The 16760-nt window shown below is 66.1% G+C and carries 14 protein-coding genes and 4 pseudogenes; 8 read left to right on the top strand and 10 right to left on the bottom strand.

The features are described from left to right. The 4 genes and pseudogenes from IEZ11_RS51580 to IEZ11_RS51575 all read right to left on the bottom strand — a co-directional run. Positions 1-267 (bottom strand): annotated as a pseudogene (locus tag IEZ11_RS51580) (hypothetical protein); the annotation flags it as partial. Between the two features lie 60 nt (positions 268-327). After that, positions 328-648 (bottom strand): annotated as a pseudogene (gene chcA / locus IEZ11_RS46495) (1-cyclohexenylcarbonyl-CoA reductase); the annotation flags it as partial. 38 nt (positions 649-686) lie between these two features. Beyond that, the gene (locus IEZ11_RS46490; RefSeq protein WP_229713795.1) at positions 687-1286 is read right to left on the bottom strand and encodes an acyl-CoA dehydrogenase family protein; all 600 of its coding nucleotides are present in this window, start codon (positions 1284-1286) and stop codon (positions 687-689) included. Between the two features lie 4 nt (positions 1287-1290). Then, positions 1291-1557 (bottom strand): annotated as a pseudogene (locus IEZ11_RS51575) (acyl-CoA dehydrogenase family protein); the annotation flags it as partial. Positions 1558-1679: 122 nt separating this feature from the next. Between IEZ11_RS51575 and IEZ11_RS46485 the strand changes: the two are divergent. Together IEZ11_RS46485 and IEZ11_RS46480 are read left to right on the top strand one after the other, a co-directional pair. Next, positions 1680-2033, top strand: coding sequence for a hypothetical protein (locus IEZ11_RS46485; RefSeq protein WP_189269143.1), 354 nt, complete (start codon positions 1680-1682; stop codon positions 2031-2033). 696 nt (positions 2034-2729) lie between these two features. Beyond that, complete coding sequence (locus IEZ11_RS46480; protein WP_308426598.1) at positions 2730-4364, top strand: AMP-binding protein; 1635 nt, start codon at positions 2730-2732, stop codon at positions 4362-4364. 368 nt (positions 4365-4732) lie between these two features. Here the strand turns inward: IEZ11_RS46480 and IEZ11_RS46475 are convergent. The 3 genes and pseudogenes from IEZ11_RS46475 to IEZ11_RS46465 all read right to left on the bottom strand — a co-directional run. Next, positions 4733-4894 (bottom strand): annotated as a pseudogene (locus IEZ11_RS46475) (transposase); the annotation flags it as partial. A 347-nt stretch (positions 4895-5241) separates the two neighbouring features. Then, positions 5242-6669, bottom strand: coding sequence for an IS1380 family transposase (locus tag IEZ11_RS46470; RefSeq protein WP_268239968.1), 1428 nt, complete (start codon positions 6667-6669; stop codon positions 5242-5244). A gap of 646 nt (positions 6670-7315) precedes the next feature. Beyond that, positions 7316-8005, bottom strand: a complete 690-nt coding sequence (locus IEZ11_RS46465; RefSeq protein ID WP_189269142.1) for an HAD family hydrolase — start codon at positions 8003-8005, stop codon at positions 7316-7318. A 148-nt stretch (positions 8006-8153) separates the two neighbouring features. Between IEZ11_RS46465 and IEZ11_RS46460 the strand changes: the two genes are divergently transcribed. Continuing rightward, the gene (locus tag IEZ11_RS46460) at positions 8154-8672 is read left to right on the top strand and encodes an NUDIX hydrolase (protein WP_189269141.1); all 519 of its coding nucleotides are present in this window, start codon (positions 8154-8156) and stop codon (positions 8670-8672) included. Positions 8673-8883: 211 nt separating this feature from the next. Here IEZ11_RS46460 and galE read toward each other — a convergent pair whose 3' ends face one another. Together galE and IEZ11_RS46450 are read right to left on the bottom strand one after the other, a co-directional pair. Further along, positions 8884-9879: a UDP-glucose 4-epimerase GalE gene (gene galE / locus IEZ11_RS46455; protein WP_189269140.1), complete on the bottom strand. Its 996-nt coding sequence runs from the start codon at positions 9877-9879 to the stop codon at positions 8884-8886. Positions 9880-10050: 171 nt separating this feature from the next. After that, the gene (locus IEZ11_RS46450; protein WP_189269139.1) at positions 10051-10440 is read right to left on the bottom strand and encodes a hypothetical protein; all 390 of its coding nucleotides are present in this window, start codon (positions 10438-10440) and stop codon (positions 10051-10053) included. Between the two features lie 106 nt (positions 10441-10546). On the opposite strand from IEZ11_RS46450, the gene IEZ11_RS46445 reads away from it, so the two are divergent. Continuing rightward, on the top strand, positions 10547-11047 hold the full coding sequence (locus tag IEZ11_RS46445) for an SDR family oxidoreductase (protein WP_229713789.1): 501 nt from the start codon (positions 10547-10549) through the stop codon (positions 11045-11047). Between the two features lie 68 nt (positions 11048-11115). On the opposite strand, the gene IEZ11_RS46440 is transcribed toward IEZ11_RS46445, so the two are convergent. Continuing rightward, positions 11116-11358, bottom strand: coding sequence for a hypothetical protein (locus IEZ11_RS46440; protein ID WP_189269138.1), 243 nt, complete (start codon positions 11356-11358; stop codon positions 11116-11118). A 681-nt stretch (positions 11359-12039) separates the two neighbouring features. Here IEZ11_RS46440 and IEZ11_RS46435 point away from each other — a divergent pair. The 4 genes from IEZ11_RS46435 (at position 12040) to IEZ11_RS46420 (ending at position 16734) form a co-directional block, all read left to right on the top strand. After that, positions 12040-13896, top strand: a complete 1857-nt coding sequence (locus IEZ11_RS46435) for a non-ribosomal peptide synthetase (protein WP_189269137.1) — start codon at positions 12040-12042, stop codon at positions 13894-13896. Positions 13897-13990: 94 nt separating this feature from the next. Further along, on the top strand, positions 13991-14224 hold the full coding sequence (locus tag IEZ11_RS46430; protein WP_189269136.1) for an MbtH family protein: 234 nt from the start codon (positions 13991-13993) through the stop codon (positions 14222-14224). Then, positions 14221-15051 (top strand): thioesterase II family protein, encoded by an 831-nt coding sequence (locus IEZ11_RS46425; RefSeq protein ID WP_189269135.1) that lies wholly within the window; start codon positions 14221-14223, stop codon positions 15049-15051. Before IEZ11_RS46430 ends, IEZ11_RS46425 begins: the two co-directional genes overlap by 4 nt. A 129-nt stretch (positions 15052-15180) precedes the next feature. After that, positions 15181-16734: an AMP-binding protein gene (locus IEZ11_RS46420; RefSeq protein WP_229713786.1), complete on the top strand. Its 1554-nt coding sequence runs from the start codon at positions 15181-15183 to the stop codon at positions 16732-16734. The last annotated feature ends 26 nt before the right edge of the window (positions 16735-16760 follow it).

The raw sequence follows: 16760 nt of genomic DNA, 5'->3' as shown, positions 1-16760 counted from the left end.
GACGTCACCGTACATCCAGCCGCCCGGACGACCTCCCCGGCGAACCTTCCCGGTCAGAGCACTAGACGTCAACTCGCGGACGAATACCGCCACATGCGTCCGACCCGCCGACAGCGGATCGACCGCCTCGCGCTCACACAACGCCAGGTACTCCGCCAGCCCGCGCGCGTAGGCGTCCAAGGTCCGCGGCGCGCGCCCGAGATCTTCCCACGCTTGCAGCCAGGTGGCTGCGTGATCGTTTCGTGCCAGTACCGGCCACTTGGCCACGAGTACCGATGTACTACTCAAGCCGTTCCCCAGGATCGTGGATGAACCCGAGCTACATGATCACCCAGGCAGATTCCACGTAACTTCTAGATGGCGCGGCTTGAGGTCGAGGATGTTCTTGAAGGCGCTGGCCGCGGCGTTGGACACGAAGTGGTTCAACCGTCCGAACTCGTCCCGCACCGCGGCGAACAGGCTCTCCACGCCCTCCACCGTCTCGACGTCTGCCTGCACCGCGAGACCCCGCCCGCCCGCCTCCTCCAGTTCGGCCACGGTCTTCTCGGCGAGGTCGGCGTGCTTCTTGTAGTTCACCACCACGGTGGCGCCGCCCCGGCCCAGGGTGAGCGCGAGCGCCCGCCCGATACCGCGGGAGGCACCGGTGATCAGCGCCACCCGGTCCTGGAACCGCCTGTCCGGCGCACTCATCGGACCGCCTCCATCCGGTTCAGCAGCTCGCGGAAGACAACGGCTTTCTGGATCTCGTTGGTACCTTCCTCGAAGCGCTGGGCCCGGGCGTCCCGGTAGACCCGCTCGATCGGGCTGTTCTTCCAGTAGCCGGAACCTCCGTGCACCTGAAGGGCCTTGTCGGTGACCCTCCCGAGCATGTCGACCGCTGTCAGCTTTGCCATCGACGAGACCATGGTGGCCTCCTCCGCCCCAGCCTCCCAGCGGCGAGCCGCGTGCATGGTGAGCTGCTTGGCCGCCTCGATGTCCGGCTCGTTCTCGGCCAACATGAACTGGAGCGCCTGCCGCGAGGTCATCGGCCGCCCGAACGTCACCCGGTTGCGGGCGTACTCCAGCGCCAGCTCCTGGGCGCGGCGGGCCAGTCCCACGCAGCTCATCGCCAGCGAGATCCGCGAGGGGGTCAGGAATCCGCTCATGGCCACCGCGAGGCCGTCCCCCTCGTCGCCGAGCCGGTTCGCCACCGGGACCGGCGTCCGGTCGAAGGTCAGCCGGGCGTAGTCGGTGCCGGTGACCCCCCATGGTCTCGGAGGTGTCCTCGACGGTCGCCCCGGGCGCATCCCGCGGAACCATGAGGGCGACGGTGCCCTCGTGTCCGGTGCTGCCCGCCAACCGCGCGGCCAGCAGCCAGTAGTCGCACCGCACCCCGAAGGTGATGAGGTGCTTGGCACCGGTCAGGTAGTACGTGTCACCCTCCCTGACAACACTGGAGCGGATGTCAGCACCGGAGCCGGCGTCTGGCTCGGTGAGCGTGAAGGCGACCTTGAGCCGACCGGCGATGGAGGGCAGCAGGAACCGCTCCCGCTGTTCAGGGGTGGCGAACTGGTCCATCGCCCGCCAGGTCCCGTTGACCGCGTGCACCACCATACGCAGGGAGCCGTGGCAGCGGGATAGCGTGGGAGACCTCACTGACACAGCGCAGCGAACTTCAAGAGGACTACTAGGTTGCCGAGTTGACCGGCGTGAACACCCGGGACGGCTGGCCGGAGGGGATGCGGCTGAGGGTCCGCCGCGACAAGCCCTCACGGCGGCAGATGAAGAAGCTGACCAACTTCGAGGAGAAGACCGGCTGGCGCTACGCCATCACCGCCACGAACATCCGCCTCATGTGGGGCATCGCCGACTCCCACCAGATCCAGTTCCTCGACGCCCTGCACTGCGACCACGCCGAGGTCGAAGACCGTATCCGCACCGGCAAGGCTTTAAGGGCCTGCACAACCTGCCCTCACCTTCATGGCAGATCAACACAGGCTGGATGCTCGCCGCGAACCTGGCGGCCGCTTTCGACGCCTGGCTCCGTCTGCTGACCCTGCACGACACCGAAGACCTGACGGATGCCGAGCCGGACACCATGCGCTTCCGCCTCTACCACCCGCCCGCCCGCCAAGCCCGCCGCCGCTACCTGGGCACCGGCGTTCGCCACCAGGTGGATGAGGCTCGCCCAGCTGCCGGCCACCACCTGACCGCCCGCACCCGCCCCGACGAAGACCAGGAAGGAGGACTACCCCGCAGTCCCCGGGCTTGTGGAACACGGCGCAGCTGCAGCGTCACACGACGGCCCGCCCTCCAGCAGCAAAGGATATTACGGGCGAACCGCAGCACCGATCAGCGACCAAAACCCACTGAAGAATCGAGGTTAACAAACTACCGGTAGTGCGAGAAGAAATCAAGCAGCGCGCATCCAACACTGCCGAGTTAATCGAGAGAGTGGGGGCGTCTCAATTAATTCAGACGAGTGTCCCTTTCTGTAATCACCCCTTGGTCGCCCCGCCCATCTGCCCAGTCCCGATCGCCTGTATGTGCATCTGGCGGTTCACACCGGACAGGGCGGCGTAAGCGTCACGCCGGTCTGGGCTGCCATCATCAGTGAGAACGTGGTCATATGCACAGTGAAGAGCAGGATCAAGGCAAGAGCCATAGCCCTTGGAACAAGCTCCACGAGTCGGTCGTGGCGTCAAAGACGCTCGGCACTGCGCGGCCCCCTGGTCCGATGCACCTGACGGATGTCAGTACAGTACGGCGCCTGGATCGGTAATGTACTGGTTCGAAATTGGAAGATCGACCATCACGCTGAGGAAGACTTTCACAGCCGAGGGATAGGGGTTGACAAGGTTATGCCTCTCACACTGACCGAGCGATTCTTGCACGGATTGGAAATATCCCCGGACCGTCCTGCTGTGCGGATCGGCTCGGACAGTGTCAGCTATCGACGGGTGCACAACATGGCCTTGCGCTGGGCGGGGTCACTCATGGCAAATGGGTCTCCTCGTTCAGTAGGAGTGCTGGCGGGCAAGAGTATGACAGCCTATGTGGGCCTACTGGCGGTGCTGTACGCGGGCGCCACCGTCGTTCCGCTGCAGCCGAACTTCCCCGCCGCACTTATCCGCCGGATGATCAAGCTGGCAGGGGTGGACACGCTGATCGCCGATGAACACGGTCTAACGGCCCTGCCGGAAATCATAGATCAGGAAATGGGTATTCGAGTCCTCGACACTGGTGGTTTCGCTGAAAAATTTCCAAAAATCCCGGTGACTTCGCATCCGGAAATCTCGACGCCGATAAAAGTAACACCTTCGGATCGGGCATACATCCTATTCACATCAGGTTCGACCGGGGTCCCAAAGGGTGTTCCCCTGTCGCATGGCGGTTTCGCGCACTACTTCGACCTGCTTGACAAACGGTGCGACTTCAGGTCGGACGACGTGTTCTCCCAGACCTTCGATCTCAATTTCGACTGTGGCGTACACGACGTCTTCTCCGCCTGGGGTGCTGGCGCGACGGTGCAGGTAGTACCACCGTCGGCGTATCGGGATCTTCCCGCGTTCCTCGCCGAGCATGGAGTTACTGTGTGGTACTCCACGCCGAGTGCTATCTGGCTGGCCCGGGAGATGGGCGGGCTGGAGAAAGGTGCGCTCGCCAGCCTCAGGTGGTCGTTCTTCGCTGGCGAAGCGTTGCGCTGCCAGGACGCCGCGGACTGGCAAGTGGCTGCACCGGGATCAAAGGTGGAGAACCTTTACGGACCGACCGAGTTCACGATCAGCATCACCTGGCATCGCTGGTTGGGTGAGGAGTCGGAAAAACGTGGCGTCAACGGAACCGTGCCGATCGGGAAGGTACATGAAGCCCACGACTTCCGTCTGGTGACTGAGGAAGGCGAAAAGTCACATGTGGAGGGTGAGCTGTGGATCACTGGTCCGCAGATGGCAACCGGATACCTCGATCCGGCCGACGAAAAAGGCCGGTTCGCCGACCTTGATGGCCGGCGCTGGTACCGCACAGGCGACCGAGTGCGCGCGAATCCGGACGGCGAACTCTCCTATATTGGGCGCTTGGACTCCCAGGTAAAGGTGCATGGTTGGCGCGTCGAGTTGGCAGAAGTAGACTACCTGGTACGCGATTGCGAAGGAGTGCGCCACGCGGTAACCGTCACCAGGTCTGTGATACACGGAACGGAGCTAGTTGTTTTCTATACCGGCAACGAAGTGCCGGAGTCGGCGTTGGCCGATGACCTGCGCGCCGTGCTGCCGGACAGCATACTGCCACGCCGGTACGTACACTTGGATAATTTCCCGTTGAATTCCAACCGAAAAGTAGACCGGCTTGCACTACAGCAGTGGGCGGAGAAGTTGCCCGGTTAAGCGAGGCGTCGAGTGGGCGAGAGATGAGAGATTAGCAACCCCCACCGAGGTGCATCGCGGATCTGCTGGAGGCCTTCGGAGAGCGCCCGGCTTCGACGTGCTGCGCAACGCCTCTTTTAACTAACCGATATTAGCAAGGCGACTGAAGCCGTGCAAAAGCGAACGACAGGTCGGCTGGAAGGTACCTGTGAAAGAAATTCGCCCGAGTCTGCAACGGAAAATCTTACGCTCTCCATGACTCACTCCAAAGCGGGACGACTGGAGGATGTGGCTCCACAGACGGAAACCGGGCAGATACTGGCCAAGGGTGTCCCGTAATGATCTTGGAGTGGGTGGAGACGGGGTCGGCTGCGGTACGGCGCCGCCGCCTATCCGGCGAGAGTGAGGTTGTGCAGGCGCGCGATACCGAGCATGGCGTGATGGACGCCGTCTCCTTTGAGGCGGCAGTCGCGCAGGATCTTCCAGCCCTTCATACGGGTGAAGGTGTGCTCGACGCGGGCTCGGGCCTGCTTGTGGGATTGGTTGTGTTCCTAACTGGGTCTTGGCAGCTCAGGCCGGTGGCCGTAGCCGGAGTGGGTTGTTCGAGTGCGGGACGGGGATACCTTGAAGCAGAGCGGCCGTTGATCAGGCCTCTTGAGTTTCTGGCAGCCGCTCCGTGATCGTGGTGGTGGCGACCGTACGGCTCCAGGGTGATGCCTCTAACCTCGATTCGTCAGTGGGTGTGATTACCTGACCGGGTTGTCGGTTCGCCCTGTTTGTTCCGCGTGATCGCGGGCGGGGCCTTCGCGTATCGCTGCGGCTGCGTCGGGGTTCCACGGCACCCGGAGTGTGCTGGTCCTGCTCCTTCCTGGTCTTCGTCGGGTCTGGCGGCCGGTTGTCAGGGGAGGGCCGGGAGTGCGGTCAGGCGCTGCCAGCAGGTGGTGAACGCGGTCGCCCAGGGCCAGGTCCGCTCGATCCGCAGCCAGCGGCGGCGGGCGTGGTCGGCGAGGCGGGCGGGCAGGTGGTAGAGGCGGAAACGCATGGTGTCCGGCTCCGCCGCGGCCAGGTCATCGATGTCGTGCAGGGCCAGCAGCCGCACCCACGCGTCGAGATCGGCGGCGATGTTCGCGGCGAGCATCCAGCCGCGGTTGACCTCCCACGATTGCGAGGGCAGGTTGTCCAGCCCCATCGCCTTGTTGGTGCGCACCCGGTCTTCCACACCGGCGTGCGAGCGGTGCAGCACGTCCAGGAACTGGGCGTGGCCCGAGCCGGCGACACCCCACATGTGACGGATGTTGGTCGCGGTGATGCAGTAGCGCCAGCCGGTCTTCTTCTCGAACGCGGTCAGCTTTTTCAGGTGCCGCCGGGTCGGACGCACCCGGCGCACGATCAGCCGCATGCCCTCTGGCCAGCCCTCGCGGGTGTTCAGCCCGGTCAACTCGGCGACGAAGTAGCCCTCCTGGAGGCTGCCGTCCTGGTGCACGGAGGTCTCCCAGGCGCTTCCGGGCAGCCGGGCGATAGCTTTCTCGTCGTCTTCGGTGATCTTCCAGCCGACGGTGTAACGGACCGTGCGCCGCGTGGTGTTCAACGCTTCGAGGTGTTCGAGCAGCCCATGCGTGGCTCCGGCCCCGTCTGCCCGGATGAGGATCTTCGCGGCCGGCGATCGGGGGATCTGCGTGAGGGCGTCGGTGAGCACGGCGATGTGGTCGGCCACCGTGTTCGCCCCGGCGTTGCCCGGCCGCAGCAGCATGGACAGGGACTCCGTAGTGTTCGCGCACCGCGCGGCCAGCGGATGAAACCCGTACGTCTTCTTGAAGGTGACCGCCGCCCCGGCCTTCTTCGACGCCGAGGTGATGACCGTCGCATCGAGGTCGATGACGATCCACCCGCGCAGCCGCTTACCGGCCACCGTCAGCCAGGGGAAGCCGCCCGGCCGCAGATGCAGCAGGCCCCAAACGTGCCGGCGCACCCTCGCCCGCACCTTGCCGATCTTCGCCAGGGTGGTCTCGTCGAGCGCGGCAAGAGCGCGGCGGGCGGTCGAGTCCGATGCCTCGGGCCCGAACAGCGGGCGATGGTGAAGCTGGAGCTGCTCGGCCTCCGACAGGTTCGACGCCCCGAGCACGATCGCGACCGCCAGGTGCACCAGCACCCCTGCCCGGTCCCGCCAGCCGGCCACCATGCTGGACGGCAGCACTTTGGCCAGCGCCCCCGTCATCCCCGTCCGGTCCGCGCACCGTCGCAGCAGCACCGCCCCGGCATGCCCGACCAGCCCCTTCCCGTCAGCCACCACCGACAGCCGACGGTCCCACCCTGTACGCTCAACCACCAGAAAGGTGCCTTGCTCCCGCAGCGGATATGACCTAGACACTCACATCCTTGCAGGTCAACGGCACCTTTCTGCTATCGGGGCGTCAGATCACCCAATTCCGCTGAATACCCAGGGTTAATTGTCCACCGCCACGTCCTGACCTCTACATCGAGAGGCGCCCCAACGACGACAGCCCACAACTCCACATTCCACCGGACCAGACACCCGCTGGAGGAGCCGTTACACCCCGGCGTAGCTGAGGCAGAACAGGTCCTGGGCGCGCTCCAGGTCCCGCTCGGTATTGCGCAAGCAAATGGCCAGCTCCGCGCATTTCCGATGAACGAGCGAGCCACACTCCCGGTCCCGGAAGCCACCGACAGCACCGCCCAGGAAGCCCGCGCGCGAACCCTCTCCGGGCTGCCCCCCCCAGCCGCGAACGCGCCGCCAACTGCCCCGCAGGGAGCACCACACAGGCCGCAAGTGACCGACCTCGGCGACATCCAGGACCGGCGCACATCAGGCATGGAGGGACGCCATCCCACCCTCAGGAACAATGAGGAGAGCCGCCTGCCGACCCGCCCAAAGCCGGTTCAGCAGGCGGCTCACCCAGACCTGATCGCCCGTCAGAACGTGCGTCAGACATGCGTCACGTGCGTCACGTGCGTCAGAGGAGCTGGAGCACCTCGGCCAGCGCGCGGGGACGCTGGTCGACGGGCAGGGGATCGACCAGGTGGACCCGGCACCCCAGCGTGGCAGCGCCGACGTCCGCAACAGGCTCGTCTCCCACCATGAGTGCATCGCCGGGATCCACTCCGAGCTGGTCGCACGCCATCTGGAAGATCCTGGGATCGGGCTTCTTCACTCCGCGCTCGAAGGAGAGGACGTAGACGTCCACGAGGTCATCGACACCGTGGTCGCGGAAGACAGGGCGCATGTCCCAGCCGATGTTGCTGACGACAGCGACCGGGATGCCTCGCCCGCGCAGGGCTCGGAGGGTTTCCTCGGCGTCGGGATAAGGCAGCCATGCCCCGGACAGTTGGGAGCGTTCATACAGGGCCTCGGCCAGGTCAGCCGCAGGCAGCTTCGCTTCCCGGGTAAGGGCTGTGAAGGCAGCCCGGTGTCGTTCGGCGGTCAGATCGCGCTCCCGCCACAGTGCCTCCAGATGGGGCGGCACTGTGCGCGGAGGAACCCCTCCAGGCTGAGCCCCGAACTGTTCCAGCCGGCTGACGCACGTGTCGAGTTCACCCTCGGGCACGTCCAGACCGACCTTCGTTGCCACCGCGCGCAGCCACTGCGCGGCCGATTCGATCCGGAAGAGGGTCCCGGAGAAGTCGAACATCACACCCTTGATCATGCAGCCGATCCTCGCGGGGCCGACGAGCCGGCCGCAAGCCGAAGACGATCAAGATCTGCAGCCCGAGCAATCCGCCAACGTCCTTAGACCGACTAGGTATTGGGAACCTGGTGATCACGTGTGAGCTGGGGCTGCCTATCCTGGCTTGATGGCGACACCAGATTTCATCCTCGCGCTGCGAGAGAAGATCGGGAACGACCCGCTGTGGCTGTCAGGAGTGACCGCGGTGGTCCTCAGAGACGGATGTGTCCTGCTGGCGAAACGCGCAGACAGCGGCGAGTGGGCCGCAGTGACTGGAATCATCGATCCTGGAGAACAGCCTGCGGACGCCGCGGTCCGGGAAGTACTGGAGGAGACCGGCGTCGAGGCGGTTCCTGAACGCCTGGCGATGGTGAATGTCACCGATCCGGTGGTCTATGACAACGGAGACCAGACGCAGTATCTCGACTTGGTGTTCCGGCTCAGCTGGCGGTCCGGTGATCCGCATCCAGCCGACGGCGAGAACACTGCCACCCGCTGGTTTTCTCTGGACGCCTTGCCTCCCATGGCAGACGACATGATCGCTCGCATCGCCGCTGCTGTAGCTGATGAGCCCGCTGCTCGGTTCGTCGTCTCTCCGCAGTCCGAGCACGGTCACCCCATATCGGAGTCGGCGGCAACCAGCTGAACGGCCTCCGTACGAAAGTGGACATGGCTCGGTCTGCCTCCATCGCCGCTCACCTGGACGGTGCGGCCTCACTCGACAACCCCCATGAGGCCAGCTGATATCCGGGCAGGCCCCAGGCATGTCGGTGTGTGATGCCCGGAACCGCCCCACCGGCCGGTTCACCGGAGAAGCGGCAGCCCAAGCGTCAACGCACGCCCCTCTGTGTCAGCCTTCAGTCCATCAACAGCGCATCGCGCACCGGTATCCAGTTCAGGGCGGACCGGATGCCGTCTTCCAAGGACAGCTTCGGTGTCCACCCCAGTAGCTCGGCCGCCCGGTCGCTCTTCGTGTAACTCCCGGCGACGTCCCCAGGCCGCCGATCGGAGTCGATGGTGACCAGGGGCGTGCTGACGACATTGTTGAACGCGGCGCACAGCTCCCGAACCGTGGTTCCCGAGCCGGTGCCCAGGTTGATCGCGATCGAGCGCTTGGGCCCCACGAGGATGGAGTCGAAACGCTCAATCGCCGCGATGTGGGCCGCGGCGAGGTCCCAGACATGCACGTAGTCCCGGATGCCCGAGCCATCGCGTGTCGGGTAGTCCGTCCCCGTTACCGGGAACGGACGGCCCTCCTCATGTGCCTGGATGAGCATGCCCAGGGCATGGCTGGGCCGCCTGAGCTGGAGCCCGGTACGCAGCTCTGGGTCGGCCCCGACCGGGTTGAAATAGCGCAGAGACAACACGCGCGGCCCTGCCACGGCGATGTCGGCGAACACCTCCTCGCACACGGCCTTGGTCCGTGCGTAGGGACTCTGCGGTGCCAGCGGCGAGTCCTCGTCGACGGGCGAGCCGTCCTTGGCCTGATAGATGGAGGCTGAGCTGCTGAAGATGATGCGGTCACAGCCGTTGCGGTGCAGGTGGCTGACGAAGGCCAGGCTCTTTGCCACGTTGGCCTCGTAGTAGCCGATCGGGTCCGCGACGGACTCGGGTACCACGATCAACGCCGCACAGTGCACCACTGCGGAGATGTCCGGGTGCTCCGAGAAGATCCGGTCGACCAGTGCCCCGTCCGCGATGTCGCCCTCGTAGAAGGTGCGGCCCTCAGTGAACTCGCGGCGGCCCCGAACCAGGCTGTCGAGGATCACAGGGGTGATGCCTGCGTCCAGGCAGGCCGAGGCGACCGTGCTACCGATGTAACCGGCTCCCCCGGCGATTAGGACCTTCACCATGAAGTTTTTCTCCCGGCCTCGTTGCAGCCCCAGTTGGCGATCGGCGGCAAGCCTAGATGATCAATTCCAGGGGATGCCTGCGGAGGGTGTGGGGTGGGCAGCGGCCGAAGCCATCGCGAGACGGTCAGGCGGCGGGCTGCCGGCCCTGGTTGTCGAGGTGGCAGCGGGCGGTCAGGCGTCAGGGTCGACTTCGGGGTGCGTGAACCGCACGGGCTTGCCCAGCGACCGGGCGTAGGCGATTTCGGCTCGGGTGCTGTCTCCGATGTAGTCGCCGACTACGAGCACCTCGTCAGCGAGCCGGATCTTCGCCCGGTGCAGATCGTCGAGTCGGACCTTCAGCTCCTCGGCCTCGACAGGATCGGACCAGAGTTCGTGGGGCGACTTCATGTCACAGCCCGGTTTGACGACGATCTTTCCGTCTTTGGTCTCCCAGAGCTCGGCCTCGTTCATCTCGGTCATGAAGCGGGTGGAGCCGCAGATCACGACGATGGGCGGGAGGCTCAACAGCTTCTTCGCGTCGGCGAGTTTCTCCTCGGGGGTGAGCGGTTGCGGATGTGACACTGGTTCCTCCTGGGTGGTGTGGTCCAAGGGGTGCCTGCGGAGACGAGAACGAGCCACTCTGCGTCAGCTAATACCGCGGCAACCTTGACAACTTTGATTCCACAGAATGGACCGCACCTACGCCATGAACCTGCGGCCGTTCGTGCTCGGCGCGCAGCAGGCGGTCCGGCTGATGGACGCTGGCGGACGGATCGTGGCCCTGTCGAGCTACGGCAGCATCCGCGCCTATCCGACGTACGCGGCGCTCGGCTCGATGAAGGCAGCCGTTGAGTCCTGGGTGCGGTACATGGCCCTGGAGTTCGCGCCCTACGGCATCAATGTCAACGCGGTCAACGGCGGCCTGATCGACTCTGACTCCCTGGCGTACTTCTACGGGGTGCCGGGGATGGCCGACATGGCCACGGTGCTCGACCGCATCCCGAAGGGACGGCCCGGCTCGGTCCAGGAGGTGGCCGACACCATCGCCTTCCTGCTCTCGCCCGGCGCCGAGTACATCACGGGTCAGACCCTGGTGGTGGATGGAGGGTTGAGCGTGGTCGCCCCACCGTTCTTCGCCGACACCTCGGCCCCGCTCAGCCTCGGCGAGCGGCCCATGAGGGAGGCGTAGGTGCTGGAGCACGTCTTCAGCCCGGGCGCACTGGGAGGGCTGCGGCTCGCCAACCGGCCCGTTCTCGATCACCCAGTGCGCCTCGAGATCATCGCGCGGTGTTCCGGGGACGCCTGGCGGCTGGTCAGGTTGGTGATCACGTAGACCGTTTCCCGGCTATGCTTGCCCGTCCGGGAGTCGGTGCGGTGGCGGGCGACCCGGGTGGCCTGGGGGGTGTGGGGGAGGTCGACGCCGAGGTCGGTGACGGTCAGCAGCTGCACGACCCTGGTCTCCTTGCGGCCGTGCCCCTCCATGCGGTCGTAGTACTTCACCGAAGCTCCCTTGTACGAAGGGGGCTTGGGAAGGTCACCTTCGCAACGGAGCTTCGTTGCGTGTGGTCGCGCGGCCATCCACCATCGTCACGCGCCTGTGACCTGCGCACTCACAAGATCTCCGGGAGTTTGCAATCGTCCTGAACGGACACGGACTTCGGCTTTTCAACCGCGGCAGCCGATACACCTGACGGCTGTCAGTACAGTTTGGTGCGTCGATCGGTAATCTGATATTTCAGATTGCCTATCACTCAGCCTGACCTGCACGGACAGGGTTTTCGGCGCGGAGAATGGATCAGAACAAGAGATTTCTGAAGTGATGCAAATCCGCAGTCGCAGACCAACGGGCCCACCTGGTCCACCAGGAGGTCGAGCTGGGGATCCTCGCCGTACTCTGGCTGAACTCCCGTTGCGAGGCTGCGCCGACCTGACCGTGCCGATATTGCCCTCGTCGGCTGCTGCCGCCGCCCAAACGCGGCGTCCCGTCGCAGACAGCGCACTTGAAACGGGTCGGCAGCGTCGGCATGAAACTCCTGCACAACCGCATCCTCGGCGCGGTCGCCACAGCTCCCGCCCGCTCCCGCCCGTTCCCGCACGTCGGTCAGCGGCTGCGCGCCGGAACGGCCGCACCTCGCAACGCCCGCGCAGGACCGAAACGCCAGCAGATGGGAAGGCATCGTCATGACGCAGGACTCGGCTGAGAGCATCTCGCAGGCGGAGGACACGCACGTCGTCGACCGACTGGTTCGCGAGCGAGTCCGCCGTGCCCCGGAGGCGGCGGCCCTTGTGCACCGCGACGCCCGGATCAGCTACGCCGAACTGGACACCCGCGTCGACCGTCTTGCCCGGTACCTGCGTGATCTCGGCGTGGGACCGGAAGTTCCAGTCGGCGTGTGCCTGGAGCGGGGCACAGACCTGCCCGTGGCGCTGCTCGCCGTGCTCAGGGCCGGCGGCACCTACGTTCCGCTGGACCCGACCTACCCCGAGGAGCGACTCGCTCACATGCTCCGCGATGCCCGGCCGCCCGTCGTCCTGACGCAGCGGAACCTGCACGAACGGTTGCCGCGCGAGGGCCGCCACACCGTGCTCCTGGACGCGGACGCGCCGACGATCGACCGCTTCAGCTGCGAACCTCTCGACGACGTGCGTATCCACCCGGACAACCTCGCCTACATCATCTACACCTCCGGATCGACCGGACGCCCCAAGGGGGCCATGCTCACCCGCCGCGGGCTGGCCCAACTGGTCCGCGCCCAGTTGGAGACCTACGCGCTGACCCCGGAGGACCGGGTGCTGCAGTGGGCCTCGGCCAGCTTCGACGCCTCCGTCTCCGAGATGGTGATGGCGTTCGGCGCCGGAGCCGAACTGCATCTCGCGGCACGCGACGAGGTGGTGCCCGGTCCCGGCCTGGTCCAGCTGCTCCGCGATTCCCGCATCACCGCCCTGACGATCACGCCGTCCGCACTGTCCGCGCTGCCCGACGGCGAACTCCCCGACCTGGCCCTGCTGGTGGCCGCCGGCGAAGCGCTGCCCCGCTCGCTGGCGGACCGTTGGTCGGCCGGTCGTCGCATGGTCAATGCCTACGGCCCGACCGAGACGACGGTCTGGGCCACGGTCCAGCCGGTCGCGGCCGGAGACGGTGGTGTCCCGCCGATCGGCACACCGGTAGGGGGCTTCCACATCTACGTGCTCGACGCCGCAATGGATCCGGTACCGGCGGGTGGCGTGGGCGAACTGTACCTGGCGGGCCCCGCAGTAGGCCGCGGATACCTGGGACTGCCGGCCCGGACGGCTGCCGCGTTCGTCCCCGATCCGTTCGGGCTGCCCGGAACTCGGATGTACTGCACGGGCGACCTGGTGCGCTGCCGCGAGGACGGCCTCCTCGAGTTCGTCGGCCGCGCCGACCGACAAGCCAAGGTACGCGGCTTCCGTATCGAACTGGGCGAGATCGAGGCCGCTCTCGACGCCCACAAGGACGTCCGCGAGTGCGCGGTCGTCGTTCTCGATGCCGCGGGCGCAGCGGACTCCGGTTCGGCGGACGCCCGGATCATCGCGTACCCGGTGCTGCGTGGGGCAGCGGCGGCCTCGGCAATGGAACTGCGGGCCTTCCTGGAGAGTCGGCTGCCCGAGCACATGGTCCCCTCGGCGGTCGTGCCGCTCAGCCGGCTGCCGCTCACCCCCAACGGTAAACTCGACCCGGCCGCTCTGCCGTTGCCCGGGCAGGCTGCTGACAGCGACGACAAGGTCCGCCCACGCAACGGGATCGAGGGCCTGGTCGCTGAGATCTGGTCCGATCTCCTCGGTGTCGAGGATCTCGGCGTCACCGACGACTTCTTCGCGTTGGGAGGTAATTCGCTCAAGGCCACCAGGCTCGGCACGCGGATCAGCCGAGCCGCGCAGGTCGACATTCCGCTGCGTGAGGTGTTCAAGGCCCGGACCCTGGAGAAGTGTGCCCGGCTGGTGGAGGAGGCGCTCGCGCGCGAGGCGGCAAGGACAGCCAGCGAGGAGGAGCCCGCCCACACCATGGACGGGCGGTGAGCCCGACCGCGCCTCCGTGGGCGGGCCCCGGCACACCGTCGGCTTCCGCCCGCATCCATGAACACCACTGCCGCACCACAGGAAAGGCACTCTCATGTCCGCACCTCACCCGGATCCGTTCGACGAGTACGCCGTCGTCCTCAATGGCGAGGAGCAGTACTCGATCTGGCCCACGGCCCGACGCCTGCCCCCCGGCTGGTCCGGGACGGGGGACCGCGGATCATACCAGCACTGCCTGGACAGGGTCGGGGAACTCTGGCTGGACATGCGACCGCGAAGCCTGCGCGAGGCCATGACAGTGCGGACATCCCAGGACGCCGACGCGTGAGCGCCGCGGCGACAGGCCTCGGCCACCGAACCTCGAACGCCCGCATGCTGCACCGCCCCGCTGTCGGCCGCCCGCGCTATCGGCTCGTCTGCCTGCACCACGCGGGCGGCGGCCCCGCTGCCTTCGCTCCCTGGCTGCGCATGCTTCCCGACGATGTGGAGATCTACGCACTGCGGATGCCCGGACGCGACTCCCGGCTGGGCGAGCTGCAGCACCGCAAGCCGGCAGCGGCGGTCGCTGAATTCCTCGGCATCGTCGGACCGTTGGCGACCGACGACGTGCCCGTCGCGTACTACGGCCACAGCATGGGCGGCGCGCTTGCGTACGAGCTATACCGTGCGCTGGCGGAGAAGGGGGCGCCCGAGCCGCTGTACCTGGCGGTCGGTGCCACCGCCGCCCCGCAGCGGTGGGCGAGTCTGCCTGCCCGGCTCCCAGAGGGCGACGCGCGACAGGTCCTGGTGGACCTGCTGCGCGCCTACGGCGGAACCCCGCCCGAGGTCTTCGACCACCCCGAACTCCTCGACGTTGCGCTCACGGTTCTGGAAGGCGACTTCCGCCTCTACGACGACTACCGGCCGACCCTGCCGCCCGGGCCGGTCGGATGCCCGCTGGTGGCCTTCGCCGGGGCCCGGGACGGAATGGTTGCCACCGATGACGTGCGCGCCTGGCGTGAGTGCGCCGCTGGCCCCTTCGCCTTTCACCTGCTCGACGACAGCCATTTCTTCGTGGAGTCTCAGGCGGACCGGATTCTCGAACTGCTCGGCGACTGGGCCCCCATGGCATCGAAGGACACCGGAGCCGCTCCGGTCACACGAACCTGCACCTGACGGATGTCAGTACAGTTCGCCGCGCCGATCGGTAATCTAACGATTTCAAAATGCGGGATTATCGCCATCAGGCTGAAGAATTGTATTCATGGCTGACGGATAGGGATTGGCAAGGTTATGCCTCTATCATTGGTCGAGCAATTCTTGCGTGGACTGTCACTGTCGCCGGATCGTCTCGCCGTACGGATCGGATCGGATGCCGTCACCTATCGTGAGGTGCACAACACGACCTTGCGCTGGGCGGGGTCGCTCATGGCGGATGGTTCTCCCGGTACGGTGGGAGTGCTGGCGGGCAAGAGCGTGACAGCATACGTAGGCCCCCTGGCGGTGCTGTATACGGCTGGCACCGTTGTTCCGCTGCAGCCGAACGTCCCCTCCGCGCTCACTCGTCGGATGATCAAGGTGGCTGGGGCAGACAGACTCATCGCTGACGAGCGCGGTCTGGCGGTCCTGCCACAAGTCACCGACGAGGAGACGGCCGTCCGAGTCCTCGGCACCGGCGGCGTCGCCGACAGGTTCCCGACGATCCCGGTGACTTCGCATCCGGTCATCTCGGCGCCAGCCCAGGCAGCGCCCTCGGATCCGGTCTACACCCTCTTCACGTCGGGCTCGACCGGGGTGCCGAAGGGAGTTCCCGTATCGCACGGCGGCTTCGCGCCCAATTTCCACGAGTTTGACAGGCGGAGCGACTTCCGGCCGGATGACGTGTTCGCCCAGGCCTACGATCTCAATTCCCACCTCGGCATCCACGACGTGTTCGCCTCTTGGGGTGTGGGCGCGATGATGCAGGCAGTGCCACTGTCGGCGTATCCGGATCTTCCCACCTACCTTGCCGAGCACGGGGTGACCGTGTGGCACTCCACGCAGAGTGGGATCTGGATGGCCCGCGAGATGGGAAGGCTGGAGAAAGGCGCACTCGACGGCCTGAGGTGGTCATTCTTCGGCGGGGAGGCGCTGCGCTGCCAAGACGTCAGGGACTGGTTGGCGGCTGCACCGGGATCGAGGCTGGAGAACCTCTACGGGCCAACCGAGTTTTCGATTGGCGTCACCTGGCACCGCTGGTCGGGCGAGCAGTCGGAAAGGTGCGGCGTCAACGGCATGGTGCCGATCGGGAAGGTGCACGACGCGTATGACTTCCGCCTGGTGACCGAGCAGAGGGAACAGCCACCCGTGGAGGGCGAGCTGTGGATCACGGGTCCGCAGATCACCACCGGGTACCTCGATCCCGCCGACAATGAGGGCCGATTCGTCGAATTGGAGGGCCAGCGCTGGTACCGCACCGGTGATCGAGTACGCGCGCATTCCGACGGTGAACTCGCCTACATCGACTCACAGGTGAAGGTGCACGGGTGGCGCGTCGAACTGGCGGAAGTGGACCATGTGGTGCGTGAATGCGACGGAGTACGCGACGCTGTGACCGTCACCAGGTCCGCGCTGCACGGAACCGAACTGGTCGTGTTCTACACCGGCGACGAAGTACCCGAGTCGACGCTGGCCGACGGCGTGCGTGCCGTGCTGCCGGACAGCGCACTGACGCGCCGATACGTACACCTGGACACGCTTCCATTGAACTCCAACCGGAAGGTCGACCGGATTGTGCTGCGGAAGCAAGCGGAGGAGCTGCCCTGTGCCAGCGGCGGCGACCGGCTGCTTTCGATCGGCCGCAACCTGGTAGGCGACTGAAGCCAGAAATAAGTGCATGATAGGTC

Origin of the sequence: Streptomyces fuscichromogenes (assembly GCF_014645815.1) — a bacterium.
GTDB classification, from domain to species: domain Bacteria; phylum Actinomycetota; class Actinomycetes; order Streptomycetales; family Streptomycetaceae; genus Streptomyces; species Streptomyces fuscichromogenes.
This window is presented reverse-complemented; position numbering and strand designations above follow the sequence as displayed.

What these genes read in the sequence shown, in the direction of transcription:
- IEZ11_RS46490 (WP_229713795.1), bottom strand. Translation starts at nt 1,286, where the DNA reads ATGCGCCCGGGGCGACCGTCGAGGACACCTCCGAGACCATGGGGGGTC.
- galE (WP_189269140.1), bottom strand. Translation starts at nt 9,879, where the DNA reads ATGGTGAAGGTCCTAATCGCCGGGGGAGCCGGTTACATCGGTAGCACG.
- IEZ11_RS46480 (WP_308426598.1), top strand. Translation starts at nt 2,730, where the DNA reads ATGTCAGTACAGTACGGCGCCTGGATCGGTAATGTACTGGTTCGAAAT.
- IEZ11_RS46430 (WP_189269136.1), top strand. Translation starts at nt 13,991, where the DNA reads ATGTCCGCACCTCACCCGGATCCGTTCGACGAGTACGCCGTCGTCCTC.
- IEZ11_RS46460 (WP_189269141.1), top strand. Translation starts at nt 8,154, where the DNA reads ATGGCGACACCAGATTTCATCCTCGCGCTGCGAGAGAAGATCGGGAAC.
- IEZ11_RS46435 (WP_189269137.1), top strand. Translation starts at nt 12,040, where the DNA reads ATGACGCAGGACTCGGCTGAGAGCATCTCGCAGGCGGAGGACACGCAC.
- IEZ11_RS46465 (WP_189269142.1), bottom strand. Translation starts at nt 8,005, where the DNA reads ATGATCAAGGGTGTGATGTTCGACTTCTCCGGGACCCTCTTCCGGATC.
- IEZ11_RS46445 (WP_229713789.1), top strand. Translation starts at nt 10,547, where the DNA reads ATGGACCGCACCTACGCCATGAACCTGCGGCCGTTCGTGCTCGGCGCG.